This window comes from Pontibacter brevis (assembly GCF_054779655.1).
In genome coordinates, this window is record NZ_BAAGXV010000079.1 from 1 (window position 1) to 15,967 (window position 15,967).

The window sequence follows — 15,967 nt, forward strand, 5'->3', positions numbered from 1 at the left end:
CCCTGGTGCACATCCTCTCAGGCCTGAGCGCCTACACTTTCCTGGACCACCAGAACTCAAGGTTTAACCCTGCCAGATGTTTAGCTTAATTCCCGAGTTCACGTTGAATAACTTAAGCTACCTGAACCACTAGCAAATACAGTTATTGCTCCATCGGTTTCGCCCGCACAAGTTACATTCGATAATGAAGCAACACTTACCTCCAAAGGACTACGGCTGATAGTAATTGTCCTTGTAATTATACTACCTTCTGTACAACCGTCACCAGTGCTTGGTGGAGTGCCTGTTACAGTATATGTTCTATCGGTAGAAGGATTAGCTACCACAATTTCTCCTGTGGTAGTATTAAGATCTGCGCTTGGTGACCAAGCCCAAGTATATCCGGGAGCATTTCTGATTTCTAACGTTACAGACTCGTTACTACCACATGTGGACACAAACCCTGTTGAGGTAATGTTGACACCATTCGCATAAAAAGTAGGTGTAGCGGTTGCTGTTAAAGCAATATCCAAATCTCCTTCACCTAAAACATAAGCATAGGAAAGCGTTGTGGTTTCTCCTGGAGCAAGATCGCCAAGGAAAAAGGCAAGGGAGATGGCTTCATCATCTGTCTGAGAACCGGACTGTGAAAGATAGAATGCCCCATTATATATGTCACTGGCACTCCTGTTTTCAAAACCACCCCAGGTTAAACGGGCTCTACTATCCTTGGTGCCTAAACCTAGATACATTCCGTACGTAAGCCCAACTGCACTTACCAAAGCAGTACAATTTGTACTTGATGGTTGAGAAACTATTGTGTTAGTTGTTGTGTAATCACCAGTCCATACTACTTCATTGTCTGGATCGACGTTCCGCATGTAATATACGTTTTCCAGCCTAGAACTACTAGTGTTAGTAAGAGTAACCTCTGTAACAAAATAGACTGCGTTAGGAGGAAAATATGTGCGCTTTGATATTGATAATCCCTCAACACTACCTTGCCAAGTAGCACTGACGGCAGAAAAAGTGTTTGAATATTCCGCTATACCTCCTGGAATCTGATTGACCGAACAAACTTGATTATTATGGCTCTGTTATAGATAAAAGTTGATATTATCGTTGTTTCTGCGTATCTTTGTATAAATCAAAGGGATATATGGCAAAGTCAAAGGTAGACATTCTAAAAGAGATTCAGAAGTTGGACAGCAGGGAATTAAAGCAGCTTTCCAAGAACATCATCGAGATTTTAGCCAAGGCTTCCGAGAAGCACAACCAAGTAGCCGAGCAGCTAAACGAGGGCGTGGAGCGTGGTTGTCCCGCTTGCGGCTCTGTCTCTATCGTGCGGTACGGCTACCTGCAAAACCGCACGAGGTTCCAGTGCAAGGACTGCAAGAAGACCTTCACCGACTTAACTGGAACAGCCATATCCTACATCAAGAAGAAGCACCTGTGGGAGCAGTACATCACCCTGATGGTAGAAGGCAACTCCCTGCGTGAGATAGCTTCTAAAATGGACATCTCCTTGAAGACCGCTTTCGACTGGCGACACAAGATACTCACCGCTTTCGAGGAACTGAGCAAAGCCAAGTTCAACGGCATCGTGGAGGTTGACGATGTGTGGTTCCTCAAAAGCGAGAAAGGCAGAAAGGGTTGACCAAGCCAAGGAAGCGTGGCGGCACAAACAGGCGTGGCGATAACAACGACCAAGCGAAGGTGCTGTTCTCTGTTGACAGGTCTAAGAACATCGACCTTACCATTGCCTGTATGGGAAGGTTGAAGCGCAAGGACTTGGACAGAATCCTGCGCAACAGGGTTAGTGCCGACTCCAACATCATCTGCTCTGACAAGCACCCCTCCATCAACTCGTTCGCCAAGACACACGGCTTCACGCACTACCGCATACACGCCTCCAAGAAGCAGTACTCAGTCGGGAAGATATACCATGTGAACAACCTGAACAACCTTGCGAAACGGTTCAAGGATTACATCAAAAAGTTCAACGGTGTAGCCACGAAATATCTGCAAAGCTACCTGAACCTGTTCAGGTTCATGGAACTCTTCAAGAAGCAAAGAGGCATGGTAAGTGAACTTTACCACTCCTCTCTTTCTGATAAACTGTCTTTGGGTAGGTACTCTAATATAGAAGAACGCTACCAAGTTCTGATTTCTTAACGGACTGGTGCAGCCGAAGCCCGAAGCATAGCGAGGGTTAAGGCTGAACTTTGTTGTAGGAAGGTTTTCTTATTTTTCTTTATAAATAAATTTATGACCTTCTCTATCAATCAACTTTCCTTTCCTTATTCTGAACTCTTTATTCTCAATGCTAAAGTAATTTCCAGAACTTAAAGCAACTGTTATACTATCCATCTGAGTGAGAGACTTCGAATTAAGGATAAGCTTTTCATCTGCAATTTTCCAATTCCCAAAGGTATAGTCCCATCTCCCTTTTCTGAATATGAATGTGCTATCTGCACTTATTAGTAATTCATGATTTTCATTTTTGAATTTAGTTCGATACCAACCAGTTTCAAATCCATTTTGGCTGGATTGAAAAATTAAAAACGAAAGGATGAGCATTACAAGATTCATTTTATACTTACAACTTACCTACAACTATTGGATATACGTGAACATACAGTTATCAGCACTATATACGGAAGTAGGTTTACTTTATCCATACCTTTCATAAAGTACCTATCAACCTTTAACTATAACAGAGCCATTATTATTATAATTAATACCGTTGATTTCAACACCCCATCCCTCTTCTGGTGAACCGGGTAAAAAATACTCTCCATTATAAGGGGGAGTTCCTATATCCCACCCATTTTGGTCTGCATCCGCAACAAATCCTAACCTGTTTCCACTCATATTAGGATGGTACCCTGCAGGAGCCGAGCCTGCTGTTCCAAACGACCCACATTCTGCAATACCAACTTCTAAGTATTGACCTTTCAAAAACGCTTCTCCACCTACTTGTTGAGCATCAGCAACACTAACTTTAAAAAAGATAGCAGGGACAGAAAAACACAATATAACCTTAAAAATATATTCTTCGATTATTAAAATATTTTTCATAATTTATTTTCTTTAATTTGTAGTTATTCTTTCATGCTTGTTTGCTAAATACTTGTTCCAGTCGCTTACACTCCATGCTGCACCTATAATATTTTCATGAAAAAGATAGAGTGTAATGTTCTTGTTATTGAAATCAACCTTTATCTGAACCAGGTTATCACGATAGCTATCAAAAAAAGACATTGCTGATTTTTCATCTTCAAAGTCTAAATGGGATATATCAATTATATAATCTGCCTGTAAAGGAGCAGATTCATCTAAAATAATCAGTTTATCCTTTGTGATTGTTGCTTTCCGAAAGTATCTGTTATCTATTGCGTTAATAGGAACTATCTCCAGCAGACCCTCCCTGAGAGTTTCATACCCAAAGCAGGAACTTGCATCAAGTATCATAGTAGGTCGGCTAAAATATCTCCTAAAAGAGGAACTATACTGGGACGTTTGAGAAGCCACATGTTGAACTGCTCCTTTACTAGTTCCATGGTCATCACTCCGGGAAATATTATTGTACTTGCAACTAAAAGCGAAAGAATTAGAGGGACTAACCCAGGAAGCAAATACTAACATTACAAAAAGACTACATATGTTTATAGTCTTTAGATACCGTTGCTCAGGCTTACCCAAATTTAGTATTGGATAACCCCTACTCAGTTCTTTTAAAAATAATTTTGCTGTCATAATTCTTTTTAGAATAAAACAAGTGACTAGTTTTCCTCAACTAAATGTATAAAGGCAGCACTCTAGTTTTCTATATGAGTCGATACAATCATCTTCTCTGTGATAGCATGAAACAGATGGCTTTCGTCTATGAAGAATCAAAGCACTTTTTTGAACCTCTGCTTAAAATAGCATTTAGGACATTGCTTATTTCAGTCATAATCAATTAGTAAAACTGCAGGATAATACAGTGCTGATGAAGGGCATTTGTAATTAGACGCTCACAAACTTCTCTTTACCGCGCACGGTGCTACTCTATAAATAGATAAATTTGAAACTAAAGGGCGAGATCACAACCGAAGAGTATTCGATGCAGGCAGTAAGGAGGCTTGTTCAGCAGGTACTTGTACTCTGTACAGGTAAAGACTTATAACTTAGGGTAATGCATACCCGTACTACTCTCAGGTGAGGAGGCGCATACTTTTTACAGGAGTTCACATAGTTTGCAAAGCATTTTATAGCAGCAGCATTACTATTCTTCCTCATTGCCATAACTTGCTCTATGGTTCCTGCACAGGCAGGTGTAACAACCCTTCCCTATCCTAAAGAAAAAGCTGTTCAAACATCAGGAAGTCTCTGTAAAAGATAAAATTCAAAACAGATGCTTCGTAACAACAGCAGTTAAATACGAAGCCAAAAGGCTCCAATATATGAAAACAGGCGCTTTTCTCAACTTGTATTCACACTTTTTTATTTTTTAAATTATTACATTACATATTTGTATACTTCAAAATATCCTTTAGGTTTATAAACTAAATTATATTTTAGTAAAAAAACTTCACATTTCTAAACATCAAAAAAGCAATTGCAAAAGGAGCAGATAGCTAGATCAATGAAATTCAGTTTGCCGGAACATGCTATACTTTATAACTTATATAGCCTTAGTTATTTCAGCATTACATTAGGATAGATTACAAAAACAGTTTAGCTATTTTTACCGGATAACTGGCGGTTAGAAGTTCAACGTGCCTCCCTTTTAATTATCTCTGACTACTTTGCATTTTGTATCAACTAGTACAAAAAGTACTTTTATTATAAAAGAAGCATTTATAAACACAGGACGGTGCGATTTTAAGCTCCTAAAATCATCCCTCTAACCTTAGCCGACGTTCTAGTGTTAGATTAGCAAAACAAACGAAAAAGGACTTTGCAGCACAACAAATACATACGCCACATCAGAAACGAGCGCCTGGAAACGATAAAGAAGGACTACAGAGGCAACAAAACCATCAATGATCGCTTTGCCAACGGGGAGAGCATGTATAACCCGCAACTAAGCGATGTAGTGCGCTGGAAATTGAGCAAGAACCCTCAGCACAACGAGAAGAAACTGGATACCTTTAAACCGCCCATACAGGCAGGGTCAGAATTCATAGACTCAGACAAGGACATGGTAGTATGGCTGGGGCACTGCAGTTTCTTTATCAGGCTGGGAGGTGTTACATTCCTGACAGACCCTGTGTTCTACGACCTGCCAACGCTGCCCCGCCAGGTAGGCCTCCCCTGTCCGCCGGAGCATCTGCGCAACATCAACTTCCTGCTGCTCTCGCACGGGCACCGCGACCACCTCGATAAGAAAACAATACGAACCGTGTTCAGGAGTAACCCACAGCTAAAGGCGCTGGCACCACTGCGTGCAGGCGACATACTGCGTGGCGTAAACCCGCACCTGCCTTACCAGGAGGCGGGTTGGTACCAGAAGTTTGACCTGCTGCCTGAGGGTGTGGAGGTATACTTTATGCCTGCCGCCCACTGGCACCGGCGCGGATTGCTGGACATGAACAAGGTGCTGTGGGGCAGCTTTGTGCTGAAGACACCAACACTTAGCCTGTACTTTGCAGGAGACTCGGCCATGGGCCAGCATTTTGAGGAGATAGAGGACCTGTTGGGACCTATGGATGTGTGCCTGCTGCCGGTGGGCGCATACAAGCCTTCATTCCTGATGTCTAAAAGCCACATGAACCCGCACGAGGCTGTAAAGGCTTTTAACCACCTGCGCGGAGGCACTTTTATCCCCATGCACTATGGCACCTTCGACCTTTCCGATGAACCCTTAGGAGAGCCTGTGCGTGTGCTGCAGCAAATTGCTGCCGGAGGAATGCTGCGGGGGCTCAAAATACCCGCTATCGGAGAAGCAGTGCTGTTACAAGGACTGGCATAACAGCCATCGCTAAGTTTATACTTTTGCTATATTTGTAAGGCTCTAAACTACCAAGCGGTGCGCGAGCAGTTTATACTTGCCTATGTTCGTGGCCACACGTCTCACCTAAATAGCAGCTACAAGCCCATTGTAGAGCATTGGAGCTTTAGGCTTGCTGGTGTTGACCTGCAAGATGATTGCTTCAAAATGATTACTTTGTGTAAAGCAGCCAGAAAAGAATTGGCACAGTAATGGTATTAGACGCGTTTAAAATTGTCATCACACACATTCTATAGCATGAAGAAAATAGTTGCAGCCTTAGCATTTGCTCTTTCCTCAGGAGTTGCCTTTGGCCAGATTGCACAGCAGGTCCCGCAAAACTGGCACCTGCTGGACCAGAAAACTGATGGGGTATACGGCATCAGCATGGAGAGAGCTTACGAAGAGCTAGTGCAAAACAAAAAGCCAGCGCCCGTTTTAGTGGCTGTTATTGACAGTGGCATTGATACCCTGCACGAAGACCTACGCTCGGTTTTATGGAAGAACCGCCTTGAAGCGGCAGGCGGAGCTCAGGACCCTGATAAGAACGGTTATGCCGGGGACATCTACGGGTGGAACTTCCTTGGAGCGGACAACCCAAATAAAAACGTAACAAAAGACTCTTACGAGAGTGAGCGGATATACTTTAAGTACAAAGACAAGTTTAAGAACATAACTTCTGAAAAGCAGGTTAAAAGAAAAGACCGCGACCTGTACCAGGTCTGGCTCAGGAGCAAGGCCCATGCAACAGAGGTATCTGAAGCCGGCAAAGAGGTAGAGATGATGTACAGCCTACTCGATGTTCTGCCGCGTGTAGATGCTTTCTTCACCGGGCTTATCCAGAAAGACACTTATACAGCACAGGACCTGGATTCGCTTAAAATAAACGACCCTAGTATCGACCAGGGAAAGATGATTTATGGGTTGATTTTTGAGCGGGTGAAACCAGGTGCAACCAACCAGGAGCTTCCTGCTCTGCTGCAGCACTATGCGGATAGCCTGAAAGCTAACCTGAAAGCCCCAGAGACTGCTCCGGCAGATTACAGGGGAATGGTAGTGGAAGATGACTACAGTAACTTCAAGGACCGTTTCTATGGGAATAACAACATCATGGCCGGTGACCCATCGCACGGTACGCATGTGGCAGGCATTATTGGTGCTGCCAGAGGTAATGGACTAGGTGTAGACGGTGTAGCCAGTGCCGTAAAAATCATGATGATCAGAGCAGTACCTGATGGTGATGAGCATGACAAGGATATAGCCCTGGCGATTCGTTATGCAGTAGATAATGGCGCTAAAATCATCAACATGAGCTTTGGAAAATCATTCTCCCCACAGCGCAAATGGGTGGAAGACGCCATCAAATACGCAGAGAAGCATGATGTACTGATAGTACGGGCTGCAGGAAACGAAAGCAAGAACATTGATGTAGAACCGTATTTCCCTAACCCTTATACCATTAAAGGCAACAAGAAAGCACCGAACGTAATTACCGTAGGCGCCAACGGCCCTACACGAAACAGTTTGATTGCTCCTTTTTCTAACTATGGCAAAGACGTAGTAGATGTGTTTGCTCCCGGGGATAATATATACTCTACCGTTCCGGGTGGTAACCAGTATGCCCCTTTCAGCGGCACAAGCATGGCATCGCCGGTAGTAGCCGGTCTGGCAGCTGTTATTAAGTCTTATTACCCTCATTTATCAGCCACACAGATAAAGTCTGTTATTGAGCGTTCCGTTACCAAAATCACGGAACCTGTTATGGCACCGGGCACAGGCGAAAGAGTGGCCATGACGGAGCTTAGCCGTACAGGAGGCATTGTGAATGCATATGAAGCCTTGAAGCTTGCAAGTACGCTGCAATAAGCTGGCAGAAGCCCGGGGTAAACAGATAACTCCCTTGCACCGGGCATGCTCTTAAGCTGCTTTGCCGGCTTGGTATTGATTTGATATAAAAAAAGAAAGGCAGATGATTTGATTCATCTGCCTTTCTTTTTTTATATCCTTTATTATTGTCTTGCTGCCAAGACCTTATTAACAATATGTACCACTCCATTACTGCTGACAATGTTGGCTTCTGCCACCTCGGCACCGTTTACAGCTAACGTGTTGTTTCGCTTTGTTACCTGCAACTGCGCACCTCCCACTGTTCTTAATGTGGCACCATCCTGAAGGTCCCTCACAGACATGGTGCCAGATACGACATGGTTGTTTACAAGCTGCTGCAGGCGCTGCTTGTTCTCAGGTTTCATCAGGTTTTCCAGCTCGTTTTCAGGAAGCGCCTCAAAGGCCTCGTTCGAGGGAGCGAAAACAGTATAAGGTCCTGCCTGACTTAACTGCCCCACAACTTCAGCATGCCGGATAAGGGATGCAAATGTGGAAAGGTTTGTGCCTGAGGTAATGTTTTCTGAAACCGTCTGCCCTGCCATCATTTCATGGCCGCCAATATCTGGCTTTGTCACACTCAGGTCCGCATTATCATTATTGGGGATAAGATCGCTGGAGGGCTCTATTCCACGGCTATCGGCCTCTCTACGTGCTCTTGGCTCCGTGTTTTCCCGCTGCAATTCGTTATTAGCATTCTCCTCGTTTGTACCTTCACAGCCCATCAGGTTAAAACCTAAAAACAGGGCGAAGGTATATGCCATTAGTTTATTTTTTTTCATAGTGTTATGTACTGGTTGCGTTTCGTATAAATCTGTATGCCGGCATGGTACCCGCAAAGCTGAACGCTGCAAAGCGACAGCCTTTAGCCCTATTAAACTATAAAATCAGTACTTTTGTTATCAACATTGTTTTACAAGAAAAATATCAAACCATGAAAACTGCAGAAATACATACTGGCAAAGGTGTGATGAAAGTCGAGTTCTTTGAAAAAGATGCTCCTAAAACAGTACAGAACTTTATAGATCTTGCCAAGAAAGGCTTTTACGACGGACTTACTTTTCACCGTGTTATTCCTGATTTCGTGATACAGGGTGGTTGCCCTAACACACGCGAGGGAGCCAAAGGTGTACCAGGCACAGGTGGCCCGGGATATAAGATTGACTGTGAGCTGACAGGCGAGAACCAGTACCACGACCGAGGAGTGCTTTCTATGGCCCATGCTGGCCGCAACACAGGCGGGTCGCAGTTCTTTATCGTGCACAACCGCAAAAACACCGCCCACCTGGACCGCAACCACACCGTGTTCGGCAAAGTAGTGGAAGGCGATGAGGTGATTGACCAAATCAGAGCGAATGACAGGATTGAGAAAATCGTTGTAAACGAGGAATAGTCCTGTTGCTCATTTATATTAAACAGCAGAAGCCGCTCCGGGAGCGGCTTCTGCTGTTTAAAGGGAGCTGTTTCTGCTGTATTTTTAGCAGTTGTCACGGCATCTTTCCAACTTTAAACCTGCTTCCTGAGTAATTATGCGTAGCTTTACCTAGGAGCCTGTTCTGTGCCCAAAGGGATTTCTCTGCTTTGCCTGTCCCGGCTTATTGGTCCAAAGCTCCTTCAATACATAATCATACTCTACGGAATAGGGTGCTGCCCTGTGCAGCTCCGAACAAAACATCGTATGAAGAAACTTGCTTTACACTGGCAAATCCTGATTGGTATGGCTCTGGGCGTGGCCTGGGGTATGCTTGCCAGCTCCTTTGGCCTCGTAGAATTCACCATTAACTGGATTCAGCCTTTCGGCACCATCTTTATCAACCTGCTAAAACTTATCGCTGTTCCGCTGGTACTGGTATCGCTGATAACAGGCGTCTCCAGCCTAAGCGATGTAAGCAGGCTCTCCCGTATCGGTTCCAAGACGATTGGCATTTACCTGCTCACCACCGTGATAGCCGTAGTACTGGGGCTGCTGCTGGTAAACATTGCAGAGCCTGGCAAAGCTTTTTCAGCAGAAAAAAGAGAAGAGTTTAACCAGCAGTTCGCCGCCACCACTACCCAGAAATCCTCTGATGCCGCCGCTGTGGAGCAGCAGGGGCCACTACAACCGCTCGTAGACATTGTGCCGGACAACATCTTCGGCGCCCTCACCAACAACGGTGCCATGCTGCAGGTCATCTTTTTTGCGCTCCTGTTCGGTATCGCCCTCATTATGATTCCACCGGATAAAGCAGCACCCGTCAATGATTTTTTTGAAGGCGTCAACCTCGTTATTCTGAAGATTGTGGACATTATCATGAAAACGGCTCCTTATGGCGTATTTGCCCTTTTGGCCGGTCTGGTGGTAGAGTTTGCCGGCGATGATCCGGGTTCGGCTGTAGAACTGTTGCTGGTACTCGGTTACTATTGCCTGGTGGTAATAGCGGGTCTGGCCATTATGGTGTTTGCGGTGTACCCGCTGCTGGCTGTGTTTGTAGGCAAGACAAAGTATAAGGACTTTTTCAAAGGCATTTTCCCGGCACAGATGCTGGCATTCTCCACCTCCTCCAGCGCAGCCACGCTGCCGGTTACCATGGAACGTTGCGAGAAAAACCTGGGCATAAACAGGGAAATCACCAGTTTTGTGCTGCCCCTGGGAGCCACCATTAACATGGATGGCACCAGCCTGTACCAAGCCGTGGCCGCCGTTTTCATTGCGCAGGCTTATGGCATTGAGCTGGATATTATGGCACAGATAGGGATTGTGATGACGGCGACGCTGGCCTCTATCGGGGCAGCTGCCGTGCCAGGTGCCGGCACCGTAATGCTGGTGATTGTACTGCAGCAGGCAGGCATCCCCGTAGAGGGCATTGCCCTGATACTGGCCCCCGACCGGATACTGGATATGTGCCGCACCACCGTTAACGTAACCGGCGATGCGACGGTGTCGATGATGGTGGCCCGCACAGAAGGCCAGCTGCACCCGCCTACAGAGACAGCAAGAGTATAGCATATAAACCAGCCCCGAGCAGGAAGGCCCAGTAGCGGCTTTCCCGCTCTTCGGGCAACTCCTCCTTCAGCACGTTCAGAACAACTCCTCCTCCTATAAAGGCTGTCAGGATGAACACTGTGGTCTCATTTACGCCTTGTATATAACCCACCGCCCAGCCAAGCAACAAGGCCAGCACCAGTATCCATTGGCCGTACTTTCTGTATATCTCCTTGTGGTGCTCTTGTAAGGCATAGTCGTTTACCAGAAAGTGGAGGGCCATGGCGATAGTGAACAGTATGACGGACTGTGCAGCCTCTTCTTCCCGCTGAAACAGGATGTAGCCTATTAGGGCATTGTAGAGTGCAAAAGAGCCAATATGTAACCAGAAAACGCCTTTGGGCGCTTTTCCTTTACTATTGTCTTTTTTAATCTGATCTCGTTTTGCTGACACAACAGAGCGCTCCAGGCCATAAAATGTAGCTAATCCAATCAGTGCCATCAGGTAGATGTGGTGCTTCAGAAATTCCTCTGCCCAAGGCACGTTTTCCTCCAGGTGCTCCTGCCCCTCCTGCAGTTCCGGAAAAAGGTGCATAAACACATAAGCCACGGATACGCCTCCTGCGCCTGACAACCAAACGCTTCGGGGTAGCCCTTCTAAAAAGCGGAGCCTGCTACCTAAGGTATGAATGAGCACCAACACCAGAATTGGCCACAACGAAATATGTCCCATATCCACAGGCTACTTTATTTTAAGGCACAGGGTTGCTGAACCGAGCCCAAGAGGAAGCTGGCATAACACCGCTCATAGTAGTTGAAGCACTGAAACTGTTTCAAAGCATGTAGGTTTAAACCCGATATCCGCACCCGACGTAGCCCTGAACAAAGAGAAGTACAAATCTGTCTGGCACCACGGAGGCGGCCATGCCAATACTCCAGATTGGTTCATGTTCCTTAAATTCGCTTAAATGTATATCAAAACATCTCCCGCAAAATCAACAAAATAATGGATTTACAGACTTTTCAACAAAGCTTAACGAATGACACACCACCAGCAGCAGCATCTGTATACCTGCAGGCACTCTGGTATGATGGCAAAGGCAACTGGGACAAATCGCATGAACTGATCCAGGACCTGCCCGACAAAGACGCCGCCTGGATACACGCCTACCTGCACCGCAAAGAAGGCGACACCTGGAACGCAGACTACTGGTACAGAAAAGCAGGCAGAAAGCGGCCGTCTGTTTCTTTAGAAGAAGAATGGGAACAGATATCATCAGAACTTATTGAGCAATAAAAAAGGCAGGAGTTTCGCTCCTGCCTTTTAATTTCGTGTACCCGGTTCTCACTAATAGTTATTGTCGTCCTCTTCCTCATCGCCAAAGGTAGGCATGGAGAACATGCCGCTGAGCAGGTCTTTGAACTGAAGGCCCGTGCTGAGGCGATTTTTGCTGAGTTGGCTATGCTCGGCCAGGCCATGCAAGGCGAACTCCATCAGGAAGAGCTTTTCGTCGCCTTTGGCATCCGGCTGGTACTTCTCTACCAGTCCTTTCAGGCCCGGCACACTCTGTATAGCTTTTTTATACTCGGCCTCAGAGGCATCGTTCAGGATATCCACCGTATTGCCTTCGCCAAACCATTCCGTAATGCTCTTGTACGGGCTGCCCTGCTTTGATTTCTTGCCTTTGTCCGGGTCCGGAAAGTACTTCAGGAATTGTGTGCGGATGGCTTTGCCCATCAGCACCTGCGCCACGTGCCCGGCTCCCTCCTGCTCGCCTTCATACACCAGTTCTACTTTACCTGTTACGGCCGGAATGGTATTCAGGAAATCTGCCACCCGCACATAGGTGGAGGTCTCGCCGTTCATTAGGGCGCGGCGCTCAGCAGCGCTCAGCAGGTTTTCGTAGGCAGAAATGGTCAAGCGGGCCGATACACCGCTCTTGGCATCTACATATTCACTCTCACGGGCCTCAAAGGCTACCTGCTCAATCAGGTCTCCGATGATGTCGTTGGTTTTTACCAGCTGCTCCTGCTCCTCTTTTACATGAGCTTCCTGCTTTGTAATCTTCTTACCGGTTTCAATAGTTTTCGGATAGTGCGTGATAATCTGCGAGTCGATACGGTCTTTCAGCGGCGTTACAATGGAACCGCGGTTGGTATAGTCTTCCGGGTTGGCCGTGAACACAAACTGTATATCCAGCGGCATGCGCACCTTAAAACCACGTATCTGTATATCGCCTTCCTGCAGAATGTTGAAGAGCGACACCTGGATGCGGGCCTGTAAATCCGGCAACTCGTTTATCACAAAAATGCCCCGGTGTGAGCGCGGAATCAATCCAAAGTGAATCACCCGCTCGTCGGAGTACGGCAGCTTCATGGTGGCCGCTTTAATCGGGTCAGCATCCCCTATCAGGTCGGCTACGGACACATCTGGTGTCGCCAGCTTCTCGGTATAGCGCTCAGAGCGGTGCAGCCAGCTAATCGGGGTATCATCACCATGCTCCTGCACGGTATCTTTTGCGAAGCGCGAGAGTGGCTGCAACGGATCATCGTTCAGCTCTGAACCTTTTACTACCGGAATATATTCATCCAGCAAGTCCACCATCTGGCGGGCAATACGCGTTTTCGCCTGCCCCCGCAAGCCCAGCAGGTTGATGTGGTGCATCGACAGGATAGCGCGCTGCATGTCCGGAATTACGGTTTCCTCATAGCCCCAGATGCCCGGGAAGACCTCTTCCTTGTTCTGCAGCTTCGTAATCAGGTTGGCACGCAGCTCCTGCTTTACCGACTGCGGTTCATAGCCGGCAGCCTTCAGCTGGCCCAGTGTTTTTATTTGTAAAAGCTTTTCGGCTGGTATGTTCTTGTATTTCATGTATCTCTGTGTTTATCAGTCAGCCTAGGCTGACTGATGCGTTAGAATCAATTTTGTAGCTAAAATTTATGTACGTATGCTTCATCTCCTGTGATGAACTACTTTACCAGTTGGCGCCTCCCCTGTTTCAGGAGCGGAAAGAACTGCCGGACAGCCTCCCCTAACAGCCCCATTAACACCAGATTCGGCACCAGCGACAGCACGACCCCACGTAAATCAAAATAAAAGCTGCTCCCGCGGCCCGCATTTTCCAAATAGAACAGGCTCCACTCAAATAACCACCAGAACAGGATGCCCAGGGCTGCCATGCCCAGCACCACAAATGCAGACTGCACGACCTGCAGCAGCAACTGCAGAGGTTTGCCTGAAACAGACTGCACATAGCTGTTTGTGGACTTAATGAAAAAGTGCAGACACACCTGGAAGAGCAGGAACAGCAAAGCAAACAGAAGGCCGGGCCACTGCGAGAAAGCCAGCACAACAAGCCCGTTAGAACCCGCAAGAAGGGCAATAACCTGCACCAGCAGGTGGGGCAAGAAGGTAGCCATCACACCGCCGCCTGCCGGAGATTCCTGGTAAGTTGCTTCTGCTCTCTGGCTCATAAACAATTAAAAGTTCTTCCTGCGGTTTTGTTTGTAATCCCGGAACACGAGGTGCCCCAGCCCCTTCAGGCTGCTGTAGTAGGCCTGGCCATTGTTCACTTTGGTAAACTCATCCACAAAAGCCTGCAGGTAGGGGTCAGAGGCAATCATGAACGTGGTAATGGGTATCTTGATGCGGCGGCACTGCGCCGCCAGGTTCAGGGTTTTATTTACCACCTTACGGTCCAAGCCAAAGCTGTTCTTATAGTAATGTATTCCTTCTTTCAGGCAGGTTGGCTTCCCGTCCGTTATCATAAAAATCTGCTTATTTGGCGTTTTGCGCTTGCGCAGAATGTCCATGGCCAATTCAAGGCCCGCCACGGTATTGGTGTGGTAGGGGCCAACCTCCAGGTAAGGCAGGTCTTTGATCTCTATCTGCCAGGCGTCGTTGCCAAACACCAGCACGTCGAGGGTATCTTTTGGATACTTTTGTTTGATGAGCTCCGCTAAAGCCATCGCTACTTTCTTGGCTGGCGTAATACGGTCTTCGCCGTACAGAATCATAGAATGCGAGATGTCAATCATCAGCACCGTGGCCGCCTGCGTTTTGTGCTCTGTCTCGGTCACTTCCAGGTCCTGCTCTGTCAGCCGCAAATCGCCGATGCCGTGGTTTATCTGCGCGTTGCGCAACGACTCCGTCATAGAAATCTGGTCCAGCGAATCGCCGAAGCGGTACTCGCGGCGGTCAGAACTGGCCTCGTCGCCGGAGCCTGTGTGCGGTGTGGCATGGCTGCCCTTGCCGCCTTTCTTCAGCTTACCGAAGATTTCCTCTAAAGCACTCTTGCGGATGCCCTGTTCGCTTTTGGCAGTAAGCTTAAAGCTTCCCTGCTGTTGCTTGTCCTCGTCGAGGTATCCCTTTTTGCGAAGGTCTTCAATGAAATTGCCAATGCCGTATTCATCGCTGGTGAGGTTGTACTGCTTGTCGAGGGAACTGAGCCAGCTCAGGGCCTCTCCTACATCACCGGACGTGATGGTCACCAGCTGCATGAAAATCTTCAGCAATGATTCAAATCCGGGTTTATCATCCTGAGGCGGTATATATTCTGTAAATCGGTATCCTATAGCCATAATGAAGGGTTTGTAGGTAATAACACAAAGAGCAGGTGCATTGTTCGGAGCAAATGGGCTAAAATTCCGCTGTTTGCAAGAACGTACAGGCAAGAACCATAAGCCCAGGCTGTTAAACTTTGCAGCAGGTATTGTAGTAGATTACATAAATATACTACATCTAACCTAAAACGAGAAAAACTATGAAAGCGATATGGAATGACATTGTGATTGCAGACAGCGACCGAACCATAGAAATTGAGGGCAACCATTATTTCCCCCCAAACACAGTAGACAAGCAGTACCTGGAAGATAGCCGCACCCACAGCACCTGCCCCTGGAAAGGCGAAGCTTCTTATTATCATGTAAAAGTGAACGGTGAGGTAAACCCGGATGCCGCCTGGTACTATCCAGATCCAAAAGAGGCAGCAAGTGAAATCAGGGACTATATCGCTTTCTGGAAAGGCGTAGAGGTGAAGGAGTAAATTATTCCAATCAGGATTTAGAGGATTAAAGAATTAGCAGGAAGATAAAACCTGCGCTGGTGCAAGCTTGCAGCTCATACCCCCAGCATCAAAAGTATTTGTACGAGCTGCAAGCTCGCA

At 46.8% G+C, this 15,967-nt stretch carries 17 protein-coding genes; 8 read left to right on the forward strand and 9 right to left on the reverse strand.

All coding sequences use genetic code 11. The features are described 5' to 3' along the window. Positions 1-98 precede the first annotated feature (98 nt). Positions 99-860: a hypothetical protein gene (locus ACYVB1_RS16245; protein WP_460924842.1), complete on the reverse strand. Its 762-nt coding sequence runs from the start codon at positions 858-860 to the stop codon at positions 99-101. A gap of 278 nt (positions 861-1,138) precedes the next feature. Between ACYVB1_RS16245 and ACYVB1_RS16250 the strand changes: the two genes are divergently transcribed. Then, positions 1,139-1,636, forward strand: coding sequence for a transposase (locus ACYVB1_RS16250; protein ID WP_460924843.1), 498 nt, complete (start codon positions 1,139-1,141; stop codon positions 1,634-1,636). Further along, positions 1,633-2,154, forward strand: a complete 522-nt coding sequence (locus tag ACYVB1_RS16255; protein ID WP_460924844.1) for an IS1595 family transposase — start codon at positions 1,633-1,635, stop codon at positions 2,152-2,154. The genes ACYVB1_RS16250 and ACYVB1_RS16255 overlap by 4 nt, the downstream gene beginning before the upstream one ends. Before the next feature lie 69 nt (positions 2,155-2,223). Here the strand turns inward: ACYVB1_RS16255 and ACYVB1_RS16260 are convergent, their stop codons facing one another. The 3 genes from ACYVB1_RS16260 to ACYVB1_RS16270 all read right to left on the reverse strand — a co-directional run bounded on the left by ACYVB1_RS16260 (position 2,224) and on the right by ACYVB1_RS16270 (position 3,453). After that, entirely contained in the window at positions 2,224-2,571 is a 348-nt protein-coding gene (locus ACYVB1_RS16260; protein ID WP_460924845.1) for a hypothetical protein, read from the reverse strand. A gap of 108 nt (positions 2,572-2,679) precedes the next feature. Continuing rightward, on the reverse strand, positions 2,680-3,060 hold the full coding sequence (locus tag ACYVB1_RS16265; protein ID WP_460924846.1) for a hypothetical protein: 381 nt from the start codon (positions 3,058-3,060) through the stop codon (positions 2,680-2,682). A gap of 12 nt (positions 3,061-3,072) precedes the next feature. Next, the gene (locus ACYVB1_RS16270; protein WP_460924847.1) at positions 3,073-3,453 is read right to left on the reverse strand and encodes a hypothetical protein; all 381 of its coding nucleotides are present in this window, start codon (positions 3,451-3,453) and stop codon (positions 3,073-3,075) included. 1,471 nt (positions 3,454-4,924) lie between these two features. Here ACYVB1_RS16270 and ACYVB1_RS16275 point away from each other — a divergent pair. Beyond that, on the forward strand, positions 4,925-5,938 hold the full coding sequence (locus ACYVB1_RS16275; RefSeq protein ID WP_460924848.1) for an MBL fold metallo-hydrolase: 1,014 nt from the start codon (positions 4,925-4,927) through the stop codon (positions 5,936-5,938). A gap of 276 nt (positions 5,939-6,214) precedes the next feature. After that, entirely contained in the window at positions 6,215-7,822 is a 1,608-nt protein-coding gene (locus ACYVB1_RS16280) for a S8 family serine peptidase (protein WP_460924849.1), read from the forward strand. A 143-nt stretch (positions 7,823-7,965) separates the two neighbouring features. Here ACYVB1_RS16280 and ACYVB1_RS16285 read toward each other — a convergent pair whose 3' ends face one another. Next, positions 7,966-8,622, reverse strand: a complete 657-nt coding sequence (locus ACYVB1_RS16285) for a fasciclin domain-containing protein (RefSeq protein WP_460924850.1) — start codon at positions 8,620-8,622, stop codon at positions 7,966-7,968. A gap of 152 nt (positions 8,623-8,774) precedes the next feature. Here ACYVB1_RS16285 and ACYVB1_RS16290 point away from each other — a divergent pair, with 152 nt between their 5' ends. Both ACYVB1_RS16290 and ACYVB1_RS16295 read left to right on the forward strand, forming a co-directional pair. After that, on the forward strand, positions 8,775-9,233 hold the full coding sequence (locus tag ACYVB1_RS16290) for a peptidylprolyl isomerase (RefSeq protein ID WP_460924851.1): 459 nt from the start codon (positions 8,775-8,777) through the stop codon (positions 9,231-9,233). Positions 9,234-9,518: 285 nt separating this feature from the next. Beyond that, entirely contained in the window at positions 9,519-10,823 is a 1,305-nt protein-coding gene (locus tag ACYVB1_RS16295; protein WP_460924852.1) for a dicarboxylate/amino acid:cation symporter, read from the forward strand. On the opposite strand, the gene ACYVB1_RS16300 is transcribed toward ACYVB1_RS16295, so the two are convergent. Next, positions 10,801-11,535, reverse strand: coding sequence for a hypothetical protein (locus ACYVB1_RS16300; protein WP_460924853.1), 735 nt, complete (start codon positions 11,533-11,535; stop codon positions 10,801-10,803). The two genes, ACYVB1_RS16295 and ACYVB1_RS16300, sit on opposite strands and share 23 nt — an antisense overlap. A 273-nt stretch (positions 11,536-11,808) precedes the next feature. On the opposite strand from ACYVB1_RS16300, the gene ACYVB1_RS16305 reads away from it, so the two are divergent. Next, a complete protein-coding gene (locus ACYVB1_RS16305) occupies positions 11,809-12,099 on the forward strand; it encodes a hypothetical protein (RefSeq protein ID WP_460924854.1) in 291 nt (96 codons plus the stop codon). A gap of 51 nt (positions 12,100-12,150) precedes the next feature. On the opposite strand, the gene ACYVB1_RS16310 is transcribed toward ACYVB1_RS16305, so the two are convergent. The 3 genes from ACYVB1_RS16310 to ACYVB1_RS16320 all read right to left on the reverse strand — a co-directional run bounded on the left by ACYVB1_RS16310 (position 12,151) and on the right by ACYVB1_RS16320 (position 15,383). Continuing rightward, positions 12,151-13,674: a sigma 54-interacting transcriptional regulator gene (locus tag ACYVB1_RS16310; protein ID WP_460924855.1), complete on the reverse strand. Its 1,524-nt coding sequence runs from the start codon at positions 13,672-13,674 to the stop codon at positions 12,151-12,153. 98 nt (positions 13,675-13,772) lie between these two features. Continuing rightward, positions 13,773-14,276, reverse strand: coding sequence for a hypothetical protein (locus ACYVB1_RS16315; protein ID WP_460924856.1), 504 nt, complete (start codon positions 14,274-14,276; stop codon positions 13,773-13,775). Between the two features lie 6 nt (positions 14,277-14,282). Next, positions 14,283-15,383, reverse strand: a complete 1,101-nt coding sequence (locus tag ACYVB1_RS16320; RefSeq protein ID WP_460924857.1) for a vWA domain-containing protein — start codon at positions 15,381-15,383, stop codon at positions 14,283-14,285. Positions 15,384-15,565: 182 nt separating this feature from the next. On the opposite strand from ACYVB1_RS16320, the gene ACYVB1_RS16325 reads away from it, so the two are divergent. Further along, a complete protein-coding gene (locus tag ACYVB1_RS16325) occupies positions 15,566-15,847 on the forward strand; it encodes a DUF427 domain-containing protein (RefSeq protein WP_460924858.1) in 282 nt (93 codons plus the stop codon). Positions 15,848-15,967: the final 120 nt, after the last annotated feature.

What these genes read in the sequence shown, in the direction of transcription:
- ACYVB1_RS16270 (WP_460924847.1), bottom strand. Translation starts at nt 3,453, where the DNA reads ATGATACTTGATGCAAGTTCCTGCTTTGGGTATGAAACTCTCAGGGAG.
- ACYVB1_RS16285 (WP_460924850.1), bottom strand. Translation starts at nt 8,622, where the DNA reads ATGAAAAAAAATAAACTAATGGCATATACCTTCGCCCTGTTTTTAGGT.
- ACYVB1_RS16265 (WP_460924846.1), bottom strand. Translation starts at nt 3,060, where the DNA reads ATGAAAAATATTTTAATAATCGAAGAATATATTTTTAAGGTTATATTG.
- ACYVB1_RS16250 (WP_460924843.1), top strand. Translation starts at nt 1,139, where the DNA reads ATGGCAAAGTCAAAGGTAGACATTCTAAAAGAGATTCAGAAGTTGGAC.
- ACYVB1_RS16280 (WP_460924849.1), top strand. Translation starts at nt 6,215, where the DNA reads ATGAAGAAAATAGTTGCAGCCTTAGCATTTGCTCTTTCCTCAGGAGTT.
- ACYVB1_RS16260 (WP_460924845.1), bottom strand. Translation starts at nt 2,571, where the DNA reads ATGAATCTTGTAATGCTCATCCTTTCGTTTTTAATTTTTCAATCCAGC.
- ACYVB1_RS16315 (WP_460924856.1), bottom strand. Translation starts at nt 14,276, where the DNA reads ATGAGCCAGAGAGCAGAAGCAACTTACCAGGAATCTCCGGCAGGCGGC.
- ACYVB1_RS16310 (WP_460924855.1), bottom strand. Translation starts at nt 13,674, where the DNA reads ATGAAATACAAGAACATACCAGCCGAAAAGCTTTTACAAATAAAAACA.
- ACYVB1_RS16290 (WP_460924851.1), top strand. Translation starts at nt 8,775, where the DNA reads ATGAAAACTGCAGAAATACATACTGGCAAAGGTGTGATGAAAGTCGAG.
- ACYVB1_RS16325 (WP_460924858.1), top strand. Translation starts at nt 15,566, where the DNA reads ATGAAAGCGATATGGAATGACATTGTGATTGCAGACAGCGACCGAACC.
- ACYVB1_RS16305 (WP_460924854.1), top strand. Translation starts at nt 11,809, where the DNA reads ATGGATTTACAGACTTTTCAACAAAGCTTAACGAATGACACACCACCA.
- ACYVB1_RS16245 (WP_460924842.1), bottom strand. Translation starts at nt 860, where the DNA reads ATGCGGAACGTCGATCCAGACAATGAAGTAGTATGGACTGGTGATTAC.
- ACYVB1_RS16300 (WP_460924853.1), bottom strand. Translation starts at nt 11,535, where the DNA reads ATGGGACATATTTCGTTGTGGCCAATTCTGGTGTTGGTGCTCATTCAT.
- ACYVB1_RS16295 (WP_460924852.1), top strand. Translation starts at nt 9,519, where the DNA reads ATGAAGAAACTTGCTTTACACTGGCAAATCCTGATTGGTATGGCTCTG.
- ACYVB1_RS16320 (WP_460924857.1), bottom strand. Translation starts at nt 15,383, where the DNA reads ATGGCTATAGGATACCGATTTACAGAATATATACCGCCTCAGGATGAT.